General features: G+C 39.6%; 9 protein-coding genes, 4 tRNA genes and 1 pseudogene. 10 read left to right on the top strand and 4 right to left on the bottom strand.

The window, feature by feature from the left end:
• Window positions 1–13: 13 nt before the first annotated feature.
• Genes hybB through hybO form a run of 3 tightly spaced genes read right to left on the bottom strand, consistent with a single transcriptional unit; the run spans window position 14 to window position 3,424 of the window.
• Window positions 14–1,240: a Ni/Fe-hydrogenase cytochrome b subunit gene (gene hybB / locus DX522_RS05340; RefSeq protein ID WP_005695037.1), complete on the bottom strand. Its 1,227-nt coding sequence runs from the start codon at window positions 1,238–1,240 to the stop codon at window positions 14–16.
• The gene (gene hybA / locus DX522_RS05335; RefSeq protein WP_049368207.1) at window positions 1,233–2,273 is read right to left on the bottom strand and encodes a hydrogenase 2 operon protein HybA; all 1,041 of its coding nucleotides are present in this window, start codon (window positions 2,271–2,273) and stop codon (window positions 1,233–1,235) included. The genes hybB and hybA overlap by 8 nt, the downstream gene beginning before the upstream one ends.
• Before the next feature lie 2 nt (window positions 2,274–2,275).
• Window positions 2,276–3,424 (bottom strand): hydrogenase 2 small subunit, encoded by a 1,149-nt coding sequence (gene hybO / locus DX522_RS05330; protein ID WP_115180064.1) that lies wholly within the window; start codon window positions 3,422–3,424, stop codon window positions 2,276–2,278.
• Window positions 3,425–3,978: 554 nt separating this feature from the next.
• Between hybO and DX522_RS12055 the strand changes: the two are divergent.
• The 6 genes and pseudogenes from DX522_RS12055 to cydC all read left to right on the top strand — a co-directional run bounded on the left by DX522_RS12055 (window position 3,979) and on the right by cydC (window position 13,161).
• A pseudogene (locus tag DX522_RS12055) lies at window positions 3,979–4,439 on the top strand (DUF3137 domain-containing protein).
• A 177-nt stretch (window positions 4,440–4,616) separates the two neighbouring features.
• Window positions 4,617–7,043 carry a DNA topoisomerase (ATP-hydrolyzing) subunit B gene (gene gyrB / locus DX522_RS05315; RefSeq protein ID WP_115180061.1) on the top strand — a complete coding sequence of 809 codons (2,427 nt, stop codon included), beginning with the start codon at window positions 4,617–4,619 and terminating at the stop codon, window positions 7,041–7,043.
• 164 nt (window positions 7,044–7,207) lie between these two features.
• Window positions 7,208–7,708 carry a TonB-dependent receptor plug domain-containing protein gene (locus DX522_RS05310; RefSeq protein WP_115180060.1) on the top strand — a complete coding sequence of 167 codons (501 nt, stop codon included), beginning with the start codon at window positions 7,208–7,210 and terminating at the stop codon, window positions 7,706–7,708.
• On the top strand, window positions 7,702–9,639 hold the full coding sequence (locus tag DX522_RS05305; RefSeq protein WP_115180059.1) for a TonB-dependent hemoglobin/transferrin/lactoferrin family receptor: 1,938 nt from the start codon (window positions 7,702–7,704) through the stop codon (window positions 9,637–9,639). Before DX522_RS05310 ends, DX522_RS05305 begins: the two co-directional genes overlap by 7 nt.
• 125 nt (window positions 9,640–9,764) lie before the next feature.
• Entirely contained in the window at window positions 9,765–11,510 is a 1,746-nt protein-coding gene (locus DX522_RS05300) for an ABC transporter ATP-binding protein/permease (protein WP_115180058.1), read from the top strand.
• Window positions 11,503–13,161 (top strand): thiol reductant ABC exporter subunit CydC, encoded by a 1,659-nt coding sequence (cydC, locus tag DX522_RS05295; protein ID WP_115180057.1) that lies wholly within the window; start codon window positions 11,503–11,505, stop codon window positions 13,159–13,161. The genes DX522_RS05300 and cydC overlap by 8 nt, the downstream gene beginning before the upstream one ends.
• Before the next feature lie 39 nt (window positions 13,162–13,200).
• On the opposite strand, the gene coaA is transcribed toward cydC, so the two are convergent.
• Entirely contained in the window at window positions 13,201–14,136 is a 936-nt protein-coding gene (gene coaA, locus DX522_RS05290) for a type I pantothenate kinase (RefSeq protein ID WP_115180056.1), read from the bottom strand.
• Window positions 14,137–14,349: 213 nt separating this feature from the next.
• On the opposite strand from coaA, the gene DX522_RS05285 reads away from it, so the two are divergent.
• From DX522_RS05285 to DX522_RS05270, 4 genes are all read left to right on the top strand, one after another.
• A tRNA-Thr gene (locus DX522_RS05285) sits at window positions 14,350–14,425 on the top strand.
• Between the two features lie 30 nt (window positions 14,426–14,455).
• Window positions 14,456–14,539, top strand: a tRNA-Tyr gene (locus tag DX522_RS05280).
• Window positions 14,540–14,580: 41 nt separating this feature from the next.
• Window positions 14,581–14,655: transfer RNA gene (locus tag DX522_RS05275), tRNA-Gly, on the top strand.
• A gap of 3 nt (window positions 14,656–14,658) precedes the next feature.
• Window positions 14,659–14,734, top strand: a tRNA-Thr gene (locus tag DX522_RS05270).
• Window positions 14,735–14,809 lie beyond the last annotated feature (75 nt).

The raw sequence follows: 14,809 nt of genomic DNA, 5'->3' as shown, positions 1-14,809 counted from the left end.
TTTTTTTCTGACATTATTCTGCTCCGCTAACTTTTTTGCTGAATGCCGCTTTTTCGGCAATAATTTTTTCTGAGTCTTCGGTATGTTTTTCTTTAAATACCGGTAATACAGGGAATAGACGAATGATTAAAATATAGGCACATACTTCAATAGAAACGAAGCCGATTGAAATAAGCAATTCTTCCGCAGACGGGAAATATTGATAGCCGTTGCCCGGATTATACATGATAAGCGAGTAGTTCATACGCCATAATGCTGCACCGAGTAACATGCTTAATGCCGAAATAAATAACCAACGGGAATCTGATTTTTTCTCCCCGAGGAAGAGGGTAAGTAACGGTAATACCATCAACCAGACTTCCATCCAGAACATCCATGCTTCAAATTTAGTTAATTTATCGAAACCCACAACCATTTGCAGTTTGTCGTGATAAATCAACTCACCAAAACGCACCGCTAAGAAACAGAAAATTAATCCTGCGGTAACGCGTGCCAATTGAGTAAATAAATGGCGTTCATCTGGTGTTTTTCCTGCAAGACCCGCTTTAACTAAAGAACCCTCAAAAATCACAATAGAGAAGCCCATAATGAAAGCTGTCAGCAAGGAGAGAATTGGTAGCGCTTCATAGCTTTGCCATACCGGATGGACTTTGTGACCCGCTACAATCATCAAGGAACCCATAGAGGATTGGTGCATCATTGGTAACAAGGCACCCAAGGCAATAATGAAAAACATGATTTTATTGAGTTTATTAAACCATTTTTTCAAGCCGAAGAAACCAAGCCATACAGGAGCAAACTCTAGGGTCACCACGATGATATACACCGTCATACAAAATGCCGTTTCAAATAGAACGGAATTCGTGTTGAACTGCCCTGGAATGTAGAAATATGGCAAATGCCAATAACGTCCCATATCAATGGTGATAGATAAACCACCAAGGGAATAGCCGAATAAACTTGCAAGCAATGCTGGGCGAACAAGGGCGTGATATTTCCCTTTATTGAAAATGTACACGGTCCAAGCGAGCGCCCAACCACCACAGGCAAATCCTGTACCGACAAGTAAGTCAAAGGCAATCCATAAACCCCAAGGATAACCGCCATTAAGTGCGGTCACGGAACCAATACCAAACACTAAACGTTTTAAAATTAATAAAACGCAAAGCACGGCAAGTGGTGCAAAAAAGAGAATTGCGGCAGAAACAAGGCGACCGCCTACTGGACGTGGATTACTCATGATGCTCATCCTCCGCTTCTTCGATTTCCTTGCGTGCCTGACGCATGGCTTCTTTTTGTGCTGCAATACGCTCAGCGATTTTATCGCCATGCATATTTTTGTAAGTCATAAAGGTTAAACCGGCAAGTGCCACTAACGGTAAGGCTAAACCGCGATACAAGAAGTGTTGTAAATGCGCCGCACGAGAACCTGTCGCGACTTCATCTAAGTCTGGTAAACCAAGATTAGCAAAAGGTACACCACTTAAGGCGAGCACCTGCGTACCACCACCTTCTTTTTCACCGTAGATATGATATTGATATGCCGGTACGGTAGCACGGTATTTATCTGTACTATTGACGTGTTGACGTGGGTAATCATATTCAGTACCACGTAATAAGCTTAAACGACGTTTAGCTTCAGCCAATAATTCTTCACGTGTACCAAAAATAATGGCGCCAGTTGGACAAACATGACAGCAACCAGGTAATTCGCCTTTATCTAAACGTTCAACACCTTTTTGGTTACAGAGTTCACATTTGCTGATTTCACCGAATGGATTGTCATAGTCGTATTTTGGTACATCAAACGGACAGCCAACCATGCAATAACGGCAACCAGTACAAATATCTGGGTCATATTTTACGATACCGGTTTTTGGATCTTTGGTAAGCGCTTGAACCGGGCAAACCGCAACACAGTTTGGGTCAACGCAATGCATACATTGTTTTTTCACGTAAGCATAGCCGTTTTCTGTTTTGTCTTTATTTGTGCCGTCACCATCACTCCATACTTGAATCACGTTACGAGTAAATGGGGTGAGTTTGTCGTTATTTGACCAAGTTTGATCACCTTTTGGGTTCACGGGTGTGTGGTTTACGTTTTGACATTCAGCCACGCATGCTTGACAACCTACGCAAAGGGTAGAGTCGTAAAGCATTCCTAGTGCGCCAGGAATGGGCTCAACCGTTTCCGTTGCCTGCGCACTCGACACAGGCAAGGAGGAAGCGATTCCGCCAAGCATACCTGCTTTTAGAAATTTTCGTCTATCCATTATTATTTACCTGTATGTTGTTCTTTCTCTGCGGCTTTAGCTTCAGAACGGGCTTTATGTTGAGCGCTTAATTCACGTAAGGTCACAACACTCACGCCTGCTAGGATTGCAGCGGCACCGCCTAATAAACCAATGGCAGTCATAGTTGCACCTGAACCTTCGGTGTTGTTGACATCAGGTTTTTCAACACGTGGTGTTGGGTTTTCTACGCCAGCTAATTGGAAGATACCTTTAGTAAAGCCGACGCCTTTTTCGTTACAACCATAGCAAGGGTGTCCGATACCGACTGGCCAGTTATTACCGCCGACATCACAGAATTCTAAAGTAGAGCAGTTACCGTAAGTTTCTGGTCCTTTACAACCGAGATGATACAGACACCAACCGTTGCGGTGACCATAATCGCCGTATTCTTTAGCAAAGCGACCCGCATCAAAGTGCGGACGACGATAGCAGTTTTCGTGAATTAAGCGATCGTAAGCGAATAATGGACGATTTAATTTGTCCATTGCGGGTAGTTTCTTATAAGTAAGAATATAAGCGACAGTTGCAAGGAAGTTGTGTGGATTTGGTGGACAACCTGGAATATTAATCACTGGCGTGCCTTTTGGTAATACTTCAGACAAGCTGCTTGCACCAGTTGGATTGCCACCGCTAGAAGGTACGCCGCCCCATGCTGCACAAGAACCGATTGCAATAATCGCTGCAGCACCTTTAGCGGCTTCTTGGATGTGTTCTACAATCGGTTTACCTGCTACCATACAATAGACGCCGCCGTCTTTTACCGGAATAGATCCATCTACGACTAAAACATATTTTCCATAATACTGTTTAATTGCATTGTGTTTGTTATTTTCAGCTTGTTCCCCAAAGGCTGCAGAAAGAGTTTCGTGGTATTCTAAGGAAATCATTTCCAATACCAAGTTTTCTACTGTTGGGTGGGTCGCGCGTAGCAAGGATTCAGTACAACCCGTACATTCTTGCGCACCAATCCATAATACTGGTGGACGTTTAGGTTCGGTTAAAGCAGCGGTCATTTCTGCCCCCGCTTTTGAACTTAACCCCATGGTCGCCGCAAGTGCGGTACATAATTTCATAAAATCCCGACGGGAAACTTCTGCTAAAGCAGAAAATAATCCATCACTTCGTTGCATATAATCACTCCAAATTGGCACGTTACTTGTATGGTTAATTTACCTATGATATGCCTTGATGAGGGAAATTTATTTGATCGTAATCAAAAATATCCTTATTTTCCTTGTGAAATTAGTGGGTAAGTTATTGTTTTTTAAGATTATTGAGAATGATTGTTATTTGGTGGGATTGTCTTTACCTGGAGTATCTTTTTTGTACATAAAATCACAATAATAAAGAAAGGATTGAGTCTCGAAAAATCTTCTTAAAAATTGACCGCACTTTGTTGTGATATGAATAGGGAAGTGGATAAAACTAAATTCTTGGCTTACTCATTTATTCTTTTCGTCATTTATTTTTTAAATATAAGCGCTTTATTGCAGAATTTAAAACTCGAGTGATTAATACAATTGTCCAGGAATTTGGCTTCCACTTTAACGTTGATAGAGGTCTGAGTATTGCTGATTTCCTCTCCGTTTATGATAGTGGTCCCGCAACGTTCCGTAGTGAGGATTTAATTTTTGGTAAGTTTAATCAGACAGAGGTTGAAATCTGTGATTTTTCAGCATTTAACATGGAGTTGAAAGAGAAATCGGTTAAGGCATTAGGTGCTCAGAATTTTCAAGGTATTTTATTCAAACCAACTTTTCCTAAAGAACTTACCCATTGGGTTTATGTTTGTGATAAGAAGGAAGCGGGGCTGAGAAAAGAAGGTAAAATTGCTTTGATGGATAACATATCTTTTAATCGTTACTTTGACGTTTTCACTGAAGATCAAATCTTAGCAAGATATGCCTTATCACCTAAGTTAATGGAACGCTTTTGTGGATTGAAAGAGAAATTTAATGCCCTATTTCGATGGTGCTTCGTAACCGAGAAGTGATCGTTGCGGTTAATTTAGGAAAGAATAGTTTTGAACCATCTTTTGAAAAGTCCTTGCTAGAAGACAATACGATTCGAGATTATATTTCGAGTATCAAAAGTTTCATAGATATGGTGAAAGAACTCGGGTTAAATAACCATATTTGGAAATAAGTGTTAATACAATAAAAAAGACGAGTTTAGATAAAAACTCGTTTTTTTGTTTTATATGCTATGTACTTATTTATTAGTTTTTTAACACTGAAAATTTTGACCGCACTTTTATTTCGCAAAATAGTCAGTTTTTTGCTACAATTCCACACAATTTTCATTACAAAATAGAGAAAAACTATGTCAGAAACACCGGTTACAGAAAATGCTTATGGTGCATCAAGTATTAAAGTCTTAAAAGGGCTTGATGCGGTTCGGAAACGTCCGGGCATGTATATTGGGGATACCGATGATGGAACAGGCCTACACCATATGGTGTTTGAGGTAGTGGATAATGCGATCGATGAAGCGCTTGCCGGTTATTGTTCCGATATTATTGTTACTATTCATGATGACAATTCTGTTTCCGTACAAGATGACGGCCGTGGTATTCCAGTAGATATTCACCCAGAAGAAGGTGTTTCGGCGGCAGAAGTTATTATGACAGTGCTTCATGCAGGTGGTAAATTCGATGATAACTCTTATAAAGTATCAGGCGGTTTACACGGCGTAGGTGTTTCGGTAGTAAATGCACTTTCTGATAAATTGCAATTAACTATTCGTCGCCAAGGTCATGTGCACGAGCAATTCTACCACTTAGGTGAGCCTCAAGGGCCTTTAACCGTTATCGGTGAAACTCAAGCGACGGGTACAACGGTGCGTTTCTGGCCAAGTCCAGAAATCTTTGCAATTACAACTTTCGATTACAAAATTTTAGCAAAACGCCTACGTGAGCTTTCATTCTTAAATTCTGGTGTATCCATTCGTTTAATCGATAAACGTGATGGCACAGAAGATCACTTCCATTATGAAGGTGGTATTCAAGCGTTCGTTGAATATTTAAATAAAAATAAAAATCCAATTCACCCAAAACCATTCTATTTTTCAGCTGAAAAAGACGGCATTGGCGTGGAAGTCGCATTGCAATGGAATGATGGCGTAAATGAAAACGTTTATTGCTTTACCAATAACATTCCACAACGTGATGGTGGTACTCACTTAGCCGGTTTCCGTGGTGCGTTAACGCGTAGCTTAAATAACTATATGGAAAGCGAAGGGTTACTGAAAAAAGAGAAAGTGAGCACTTCAGGTGACGACGCGCGTGAAGGTTTGGTTGCGATTATCTCAGTGAAAGTGCCAGATCCGAAATTCTCTTCACAAACAAAAGACAAATTAGTGTCTTCTGAAGTGAAAAGTGCGGTTGAATCTGCTATGAATGAGCGTATGCAGGAATATTTATTAGAAAATCCAGCCGATGCGAAAATCATTGTAAATCAAATTATTACGGCTGCACGTGCACGTGAAGCAGCGCGTAAAGCCCGTGAAATGACCCGCCGCAAAGGCGCATTAGATATTGCAGGTCTTCCGGGTAAATTAGCAGACTGCCAAGAAAAAGACCCAGCTCTTTCAGAACTTTACCTCGTGGAGGGGGATTCTGCGGGTGGTTCGGCAAAATCAGGTCGTGATCGTAAAACTCAAGCGATTTTGCCATTAAAAGGTAAAATTCTTAACGTTGAAAAAGCACGTTTTGACAAAATGCTTTCTTCTCAAGAAGTGGGCACATTAATTACGGCGCTTGGCTGTGGTATTGGGCGTGATGAATATAATCCGGATAAATTACGTTATCATCACATCATTATCATGACCGATGCGGACGTGGACGGTTCACATATTCGTACTTTATTGTTGACCTTCTTCTATCGTCAAATGCCGGAATTAATTGAGCGTGGTTACGTGTATATTGCTCAGCCGCCACTTTATAAAGTGAAAAAAGGTAAACAAGAGCGTTACATCAAAGATAACGACGAAATGGTGCAATATGAGTTAATGCTTGCGTTAGATGGTGCAGCGTTGCATATCAGTGCTAATGCACCGGCAATGAATGATTTAGTGTTTGAGAAATTAGTAGGCGAATATAACAATGTTCAGAAATTAATTACTCGTTTAAGCCGTTACTATCCTGAGCCATTGTTACAAGGCTTGGTTTACCAACCACAATTAACCATTGAGTTAATGCGTAATGAAAGTGCAGTCGAAAATTGGGCGAATGCTTTTGTTGCGTACCTAACTGAAAAAGAAACAGAAGCGCATTTATATTCAGCGAGAACTCAATTTAACAGCGAACGCCAAGTATATGAAGCAGTCATTACTGTTCGTAAACATGGTATTGATACTGATTACTTCATCAACTTTGATTTTGTGACGGGCAATGAATTTGCAAAGATTACCGCATTCGCTCAGCAAGTGAATGGCTTGCTAGAAGAGGGTGCTTACGTTACTCGTGGTGAAAAAACTCAACCCGTTCAATCATTTGAACAAGCTGTTGAATGGTTGATGAAAGAATCTCGTCGTGGCTTAGAAATCCAACGCTATAAAGGGTTAGGTGAAATGAACGCTGAGCAACTTTGGGAAACCACCATGGATCCAAATGCTCGTCGTATGTTAAAAGTATCAATTAAAGATGCTGTTGCTGCAGACCAACTCTTCACCACATTGATGGGTGATGAAGTTGAACCTCGCCGTGAATTCATTGAAATGAATGCATTAAGAGCAAACCTAGACGTTTAGTCTAACACTCAAAAATATCATTAAAAATGACCGCACTTTGGGAAACCGAGTGCGGTATTTTTTTGAGTTAGATCACAAAAATAAAAATAATTCTCAATCTTGTCTGTTTTTTTCTTATTTTCTTTTTTATAATCTCTGTGCTTTTATTATTTAAGGATAACGATATGAAAAAGAATGCATTTTTAGCAGTGACTTACGGGATTTTGCCTGTTGCTGCAGTATCCATTTCTCAATCTTCCTTTGCTGAGGAACAATTAGAAACGATAAATGTTTCTACAGAATTGGATAGCTCTACAAAGGCTAATCATTCTGAAAAGAAAACAGCGAAGATTATTCAACAAGAACTCATTCAAAATAATAAAGATCTTGTGCGTTATAGCCCTGATGTTGGGGTGGTCGATCAAGGTCGTCATCAAAAAGGTTTCGCTATTCGTGGTGTAGAAGATAACCGTGTGGGTATTAGTATTGATGGCGTAGCTTTGCCAGATTCTGAGGAAAACTCACTTTACAAACGTTATGGTAACTTGAATACTTCTCGTCAAAGTATCGACCCTGAATTAGCTAGAACCATTGATATTGCTAAAGGGGCAGATTCTTTCAACCAGGGGAGTGGTAATATTGGTGGGGGGTTAATTATCGTACTCTTGAACCCTTTGATATTGTAAGAAACGGTCGAAAATTTGGTGCGTTATATCGTACTGGTTATGCATCTCGTAATAATGATTGGACTAATACTTTAGGTGTGGCATATGCCGGTGAAAAAGCGGAAGCCTTATTGCTTTATTCTAATCGCCATGGGCATGAAATGAAAAGTGCTGGTGGTTATACCATTCCTGAAGATTCGTACTACACACGTTCTCGTGGTTACAGTAAACAAACCCCTGATGATTCAACGCATAATAATCACAGCTATTTAGCTAAATTTGCATATCGTTTTAGTGATAGTCAACGCGTTGGGATTTCTTATAGTGGCTCACGCAATAAAAATTATATTATCGAAGATTCAGCTGTGACGTCTGAAAACAACTGGCGTGAAGCTGACGACCGTGCGAAACGAGATACAGTCAATGTTTTTTATGAATATATGCCTGATTCAAAAGTGATTGCATTGGTTAAAACGGATGTGGATTATCAAAAAACACAAACCGCAGCCTATAATTATGAGGGGTATAGAGCTAAGCCTGCGACAGCTTGGAGCCCTGCTAAACCTAGAGAGCCTAGTGATAATAACCTTCGTTTTTTTAACACTAAATTTAAACGAATTAATTTTCGTATAGATAGCCAACCAATTGATTTGGGAACAACTAATCATACTTTTTCACTTAGAACCGCTATTTCTGAACGAAAATTTGATATTTTGCATCAAGATTCTGTTTATGTAGACAATAACTATGATGGCGTTAAAGAATGGGTAGATTCGAAAGATTCAACAATGATGTATCCTGTTAAAACACGTCATTACAATATCTCATTACATGATGAGATTCAATTTACGCCAGAATGGAAATCACACTTAGGTATTCGCTACGACTGGGCAAAATATGCCCAAGGCAGTTTAGGTGTATTAGAGTGTAAAAACTGCCGTAAGGCTGATGATGCTAAATTCCATAACATTAGTTGGATAGCTGGGCTGGAAAAAAACATTAATGATAATTGGAAATTAGGTTACAGCATTGGTTCCGGTTTCCGTATGCCAAATGCTTCAGAAATGTATTTTGATTATCGGGATAATGCTGCCGGCGCTTGGATGTCAAATCCTAATCTCAAAGCAGAAAAAAGTTTGACCCAAAATCTTAACTTATTAGGTAAAGGGCATTTAGGTGAATTATCTTTGAATTTACATCATTCTCGGTATAAAGATTTCTTATATGAACAAGAAACATGGGAATATTATAACTACTATGGAAGTATGTGGCGTTGGCGTCCGGTTCAACAAATGCAAAATATTGATTCTGCAAAAATTTACGGTGTCGAATTTACCGGTAGACTTAATTTAAATGAAGTTACACCAATGCCAAATGGCTGGAAATTATTTGGTTCTTTAGGTTATAGCAAAGGAAGTATGTCTAATGGTGCAAGTTTAATGTCAATTCAACCAGTTAAAGCGATTATTGGCTTAGATTATGAGCAGCCTGACGGTAAGTGGGGTATTTTCTCTCGTTTAACTTATCTCGGAGCACAAAAAGCGAAAAATGCTAAATATCTTAAGACAGTTGAGCGTTGTGTAAAAAAAGAACGTGTTCCTAATCCTTACTATGAATACTATGGTATTGGTGAAGAATTTGAAATTAAATGTACGGAGGAGGCTCATGAAACAGAGTTAGAAACTTGGAAACATTTAAATTCAAAAGCCTTTGTATTCGATATGTTTGGCTTCTATAAACCAACTGAAAATATCATTTTACGTGCGGGAATTTATAATATATTTAATCGTAAATACCACACTTGGGATACTTTGCGTGGATTAGATAATACAGGTGGTAAAATAAACTCTGTAGGCTTAAGACCTCACTATAAGTATGGTGGTTATCCAGGGCTTCAACGTTATTACCAACCAGGTCGTAACTTCTCTGCCTCTGTAGAAATTCGATTCTAATTAATTTGTAGGGTGGGCTTCAGCCCACCAACAAACAATCGTGAGATATTTTGGTGGGCTGAAGCCCACCCTACATTAAGTACGCAATTCTATGCGTACTTCTTTTTATTTTAGGAGCAATCATTATGATGATAGATAAACGCCTAATTAACACGGTGGCCGATAGTAAAAAATGGATTGGTGTCACGGTGTTGTGGAATTGGGTGGCGTTAGTTGGCGGGATTATTAGTGCCGTCGTGTTTTCTTATATTTTACAAGCCGCTTATTTTAAAGAGTTGACGATGTCAAGTGCGGTGGGTTTAGGTGTGATTTTAATTGCGGCATTGGCATTACGTGCTTTTGCGGGTAAAAAATCAGTGCAGGCGTCTTATTTTGCCAGCACAAAAGTGAAGCATGAATTGCGTAGCCTTATCTACCGTAAATTGGCTTCTATGCCGCTTAACCAAGTGAATCAACAATCTACTTCAAGCATTATCCAAGTGGCATCAGAAGGTGTAGAACAGCTTGAAATCTACTTTGGGCGTTATTTGCCGCAGCTTTTTTATAGCTTGCTTGCACCGCTTACACTCTTTGCTTTCCTGATTTTTTTCAGCTTTAAAACAGCCATTATTTTATTAATTTGCGTGCCGCTTATCCCTATGTCAATTATTGCGGTGAATAAAATTGCGAAAAAACTCTTGGCAAAATATTGGTCCATTTATGTGGGATTAGGCAGCAGCTTTTTAGATAACCTACAAGGTTTAATTACGCTAAAAATCTATCAAGATGACGCTTACAAAGCGAAAGAGATGGATAAAGAGGCTGAGCATTTCCGCAAAATTACCATGAAAGTGCTTACTATGCAGCTTAACTCGGTATCACTGATGGATTTACTTGCTTACGGTGGTGCTGCAATCGGGATTTTAACCGCACTATTGCAATTCCAAGATGCACAACTCAGCGTGTTAGGCGTGATTTTATTTATTCTCCTTTCTTCCGAGTTCTTTATTCCGCTTCGTTTGCTTGGTTCATTCTTCCATGTGGCGATGAATGGTAAAGCAGCTTCAGATAAGATTTTCACATTGCTTGATACACCAGTGGAAACCCAACAAAGTGCGGTGGATTTTGAAGCCAAAAATAACGTTCAAGTGGAAATTAAAGATCTACATTTTGCGTACTCTGCAGAAAAACCAGCCATTCAGGGTTTAACTTTAACGATTCAACCAAACCAACTTTCTGTGTTTGTGGGTAAAAGTGGTTGCGGTAAATCAACCTTGGTTTCGTTGTTGATGGGCTTTAATAAAGCGCAACAAGGTGAGATTTTGTTTAATGGACAAAACGCCTCAGAAATAGACCGCACTTCTTTCTATCAAAAAGTATCGTTGGTGAGCCATAGCAGCTACGTGTTTAAAGGCTCGCTGCGTGAAAATATGACCATGGCGAAAATTAATGCCACAGACGAGCAAATTTATGCGTGTTTAGAACAAGTGAATCTTGCCCAATTTGTACGCGAAAATGGCGGGTTAGATATGCAGCTATTAAGTCGAGGTGCGAATTTATCGGGCGGTCAGATTCAACGTTTAGCCTTAGCGCGTGCTTTACTACACAATGCCGAGCTTTATATTTTTGATGAAGCGACCAGTAATATTGATGTGGAAAGCGAAGAAATTATTTTGCAGTTTATTCAACAATTTAAACAACAAAAAACCATTGTGATGATTTCTCACCGCTTGGCAAATGCGGTAAATGCGGACTGTATTAACGTACTTGATCAAGGCAAATTGATTGAGCAAGGCACACACGAAACCTTAATGGCAAAACAAGGGGCGTATGCTGAAATGTTCCAACAACAAAAAGATTTAGAACAAATTAGAGAGGTGGCAAATGCGTAAAAATGGTTTTGTTGTAATGGGGCATTTGTTGAAATTAGTGACTCCACTCGCACATATTATGGCGTTTACCATTACTATGGGTACGCTCGGTTTCTTGGCTGCCATCTTTATTATGGTGCTGGGTGCGATGGGGTTAGTGAATCTCTTAAACTTTGACACGCATTTAAGTTTCTCCGGAATTTTGACCGCACTTATTGTATTGGCGGTGGCTCGTGGCGCGTTGCGTTATTTAGAGCAAATGTCTGGGCATTATATTGCTTTTAAATTATTGGCATTATTGCGTGACAAAGTGTTTTCTTCTTTACGCCGTTTGGCTTTCGTGAAGTTGCAAGATAAACAAGCTGGGCAATTAGTGTCATTGGTGACCAACGATATCGAATTACTCGAAGTGTTTTATGCGCACACCATTGCACCAATTATGATTGCGTTCTTTACCTCTGCGATTTTATTGTTGGTCTTTGCGCATCTTTCAGGTTGGTTTGTATTTGTTGCATTAGCCGCTTATTTAACGGTGGGTGTGATTTTACCCATTATCACCACTAAATTAGCGCGTGAAGATGGCAGACGTTATCGTGAATTAGTGGGCGAAATGAATGATTTCTTCCTCGACAGCGTGCGTGGTATGAAAGAAATTCAACTTTTCGGCTATGCACAACAACGCTTAGCAGAAATTCAACAACGTAGCCAAAAAATCGATACGGCTTTTGAGCGCATCAAAGACCAAGAAGCAAAAGTGCGCGTTTACACTGAAGTGGCCGTATCTGTTTTCAACATCATTATGCTGTTTACTGGCTTAATTTTATTTAGCTTAGATAAAATTGATTTTGCTGTCTTTTTAATTGGCGTGATTTTATTAATGTCGAGTTATGGCCCAGTTATCGCCTTAAGCAACCTTTCAAGCAACTTATTACAAACTTTGGCTTCAGGTGAGCGAGTATTAAGTTTATTAGCGGAAGAACCTGAGTTAAAAGACGTAGAAAGTGCGGTCGATTTGAAGGACGTTTCTCGCATTGATGTTGAGAACGTAAATTTCGCTTACGGCGAAGAACAAATTTTATCGGATGTCAGCTTATCTGTGAAAAAAGGTGAAATCTTAGGGATTCATGGCAGAAGCGGCAGCGGTAAAAGTACCCTGTTAAAATTGCTGATGCGTTTTTACGATCCAAAATCAGGCAGCATTAAAATTAACGGTGAAACTTTACCGAATATCAACACCCGTAGTTTGCGTGACAATATGGCGTACATTACTCAGCAAACCTATATTTTCAACGAAACCATTGAGGAAAATATTCGCCTTGCGCGCCGTGATGCAACGTTAGAAGAAATTATGGAAGCGGCGAAGAAAGCCTCAATTCATGATTTCATTTTAAGCTTGCCACAAGGTTATCAAACAAAAATGACGGAGTTGGGCGGCAATCTCTCTGACGGTGAAAAACAACGTATCGGTATTGCCCGAGCATTCTTGCATAATGCGCCGATTATTTTACTCGATGAGCCAACCAGCAATTTGGATAGCTTAAACGAAGCAATGATTTTGAAATCATTACTCGATGTAAAAGCTGAAAAATTGATTATTCTCGTGAGTCATCGCCAATCTACTATGGCTATTTGTGATCAGGTGATTGGCATTGAGAATGGTAGAATGTCGTAAGGCAGTGAGAAAAAGAGCGATCAAGTTGACCGCTCTTTTTTATTTTCTTAATTTCACTAACTCAACTTCGTGATTTTCACCTTTTCTAAGAATAAGATTGGCGCGCTCACGAGTCGGCAGAATGTTTTGTCTTAAATTTAATCCATTAATGTTGTCCCAAATGTTGCCAGCCGTTTCAATAGCTTCTTGTTCAGAGAGATTTGCATAATGTTTAAAATAGGAATCCGGATTGGTGAAAGCACTTTGACGGAATTTTAAAAATCGCTTGATGTACCATTCTTTGAGTAAGTTCTCGTCAGCATCAACGTAAATGGAGAAATCTACAAAATCAGACACGAAGGTTTGATTGGCTTTATTTGAACCCGTTTGGAGAACGTTTAATCCTTCTAAAATTAAAATATCTGGTTGATCAACAATATCAAATTTATCAGGAACGATATCGTAAGTCAGATGAGAATAAATAGGCGATTTTACAGATGGCTTGCCTGATTTGATATCAGCTAAAAAACGAATTAATTTGGCCGTATCATAAGAAATAGGGAAGCCTTTTTTCTGTAGCAAATCGTCTTTTTTTAGTTTTTCTAATGGATACAGGAAACCATCGGTAGTGATTAAATCAACTTTTCGTTCGGTCGGCCAGTGGGTTAGCAAAGATTGCAAAATACGTGCCGATGTACTTTTCCCGACAGCTACACTGCCAGCGATACTAATGATGTAAGGAACTTTAGGGCTTTGTCCGCCAAGAAAACGATTTAAAACGGTCTGGCGGTGAAGGTTTTCATCAATATAGTAGTTGATGAGACGTGCAAGTGGCAGGTAAATGGTGCTCACTTCATCAAGAGAAAGCTCTTCATTAAAACCTAAAAGCGGTTTGAGATCTTGCTCCGTTAATTTTAGCGGAACAGATTTTCTTAATTCAGCCCATTGCTGACGACTAAAGTTCAGAAAGGGTGTGAGTTGTTCGGTAATTTCCACGGTGCTTTATATCTAGAGTGAAAAAATTGGGCAAAATATACCTTATAAATGAGTTGTGATCATCGTTTTTTATTAAAACTGGTGAGTTTTAAAGCAAGAATGTGGCTTTTTGCTTGTAAATTAGACGAATAGTTAAAAAAAACGCATTTTTCATAAAAAAAACTTGTCAGGCATAAAATTTTCCATATAATACGCCTCACTTGCTTACAACACGCCGACTTAGCTCAGTAGGTAGAGCAACTGACTTGTAATCAGTAGGTCACCAGTTCGATTCCGGTAGTCGGCACCATCCTTTAGTAAACAAGTATTCATTTAGCGTGGAGGGGTTCCCGAGCGGCCAAAGGGGCAGACTGTAAATCTGTTGGCTCAGCCTTCGAAGGTTCGAATCCTTCTCCCTCCACCATTTTCTAAATGAATTCTGATGGGACAGATGAATTTAGGACTGCGGGCATCGTATAATGGCTATTACCTTAGCCTTCCAAGCTAATGATGCGGGTTCGATTCCCGCTGCCCGCTCCAAACGCTGATATAGCTCAGTTGGTAGAGCGCACCCTTGGTAAGGGTGAGGTCGGCGGTTCAAATCCGCCTATCAGCACCACCTTCCAAATTCCTCTTTCCTTTATTAAATAGTAATGATTTTATTGGTTAATGTGGTTTAATTTACCCATCGATA

The organism is Haemophilus parainfluenzae (genome assembly GCF_900450995.1).
Lineage (GTDB): Bacteria > Pseudomonadota > Gammaproteobacteria > Enterobacterales > Pasteurellaceae > Haemophilus_D > Haemophilus_D parainfluenzae_O.
The sequence above is the reverse complement of the archived record's forward strand: the minus strand, read 5'-3'. Positions and strand labels throughout refer to the sequence as shown.

Excerpts from the sequence above, each read along its gene's own strand:
- hybB (WP_005695037.1), bottom strand. The coding sequence starts at position 1,240 with ATGAGTAATCCACGTCCAGTAGGCGGTCGCCTTGTTTCTGCCGCAATT.
- hybA (WP_049368207.1), bottom strand. The coding sequence starts at position 2,273 with ATGGATAGACGAAAATTTCTAAAAGCAGGTATGCTTGGCGGAATCGCT.
- hybO (WP_115180064.1), bottom strand. The coding sequence starts at position 3,424 with ATGCAACGAAGTGATGGATTATTTTCTGCTTTAGCAGAAGTTTCCCGT.
- gyrB (WP_115180061.1), top strand. The coding sequence starts at position 4,617 with ATGTCAGAAACACCGGTTACAGAAAATGCTTATGGTGCATCAAGTATT.
- DX522_RS05310 (WP_115180060.1), top strand. The coding sequence starts at position 7,208 with ATGAAAAAGAATGCATTTTTAGCAGTGACTTACGGGATTTTGCCTGTT.
- DX522_RS05300 (WP_115180058.1), top strand. The coding sequence starts at position 9,765 with ATGATGATAGATAAACGCCTAATTAACACGGTGGCCGATAGTAAAAAA.
- cydC (WP_115180057.1), top strand. The coding sequence starts at position 11,503 with ATGCGTAAAAATGGTTTTGTTGTAATGGGGCATTTGTTGAAATTAGTG.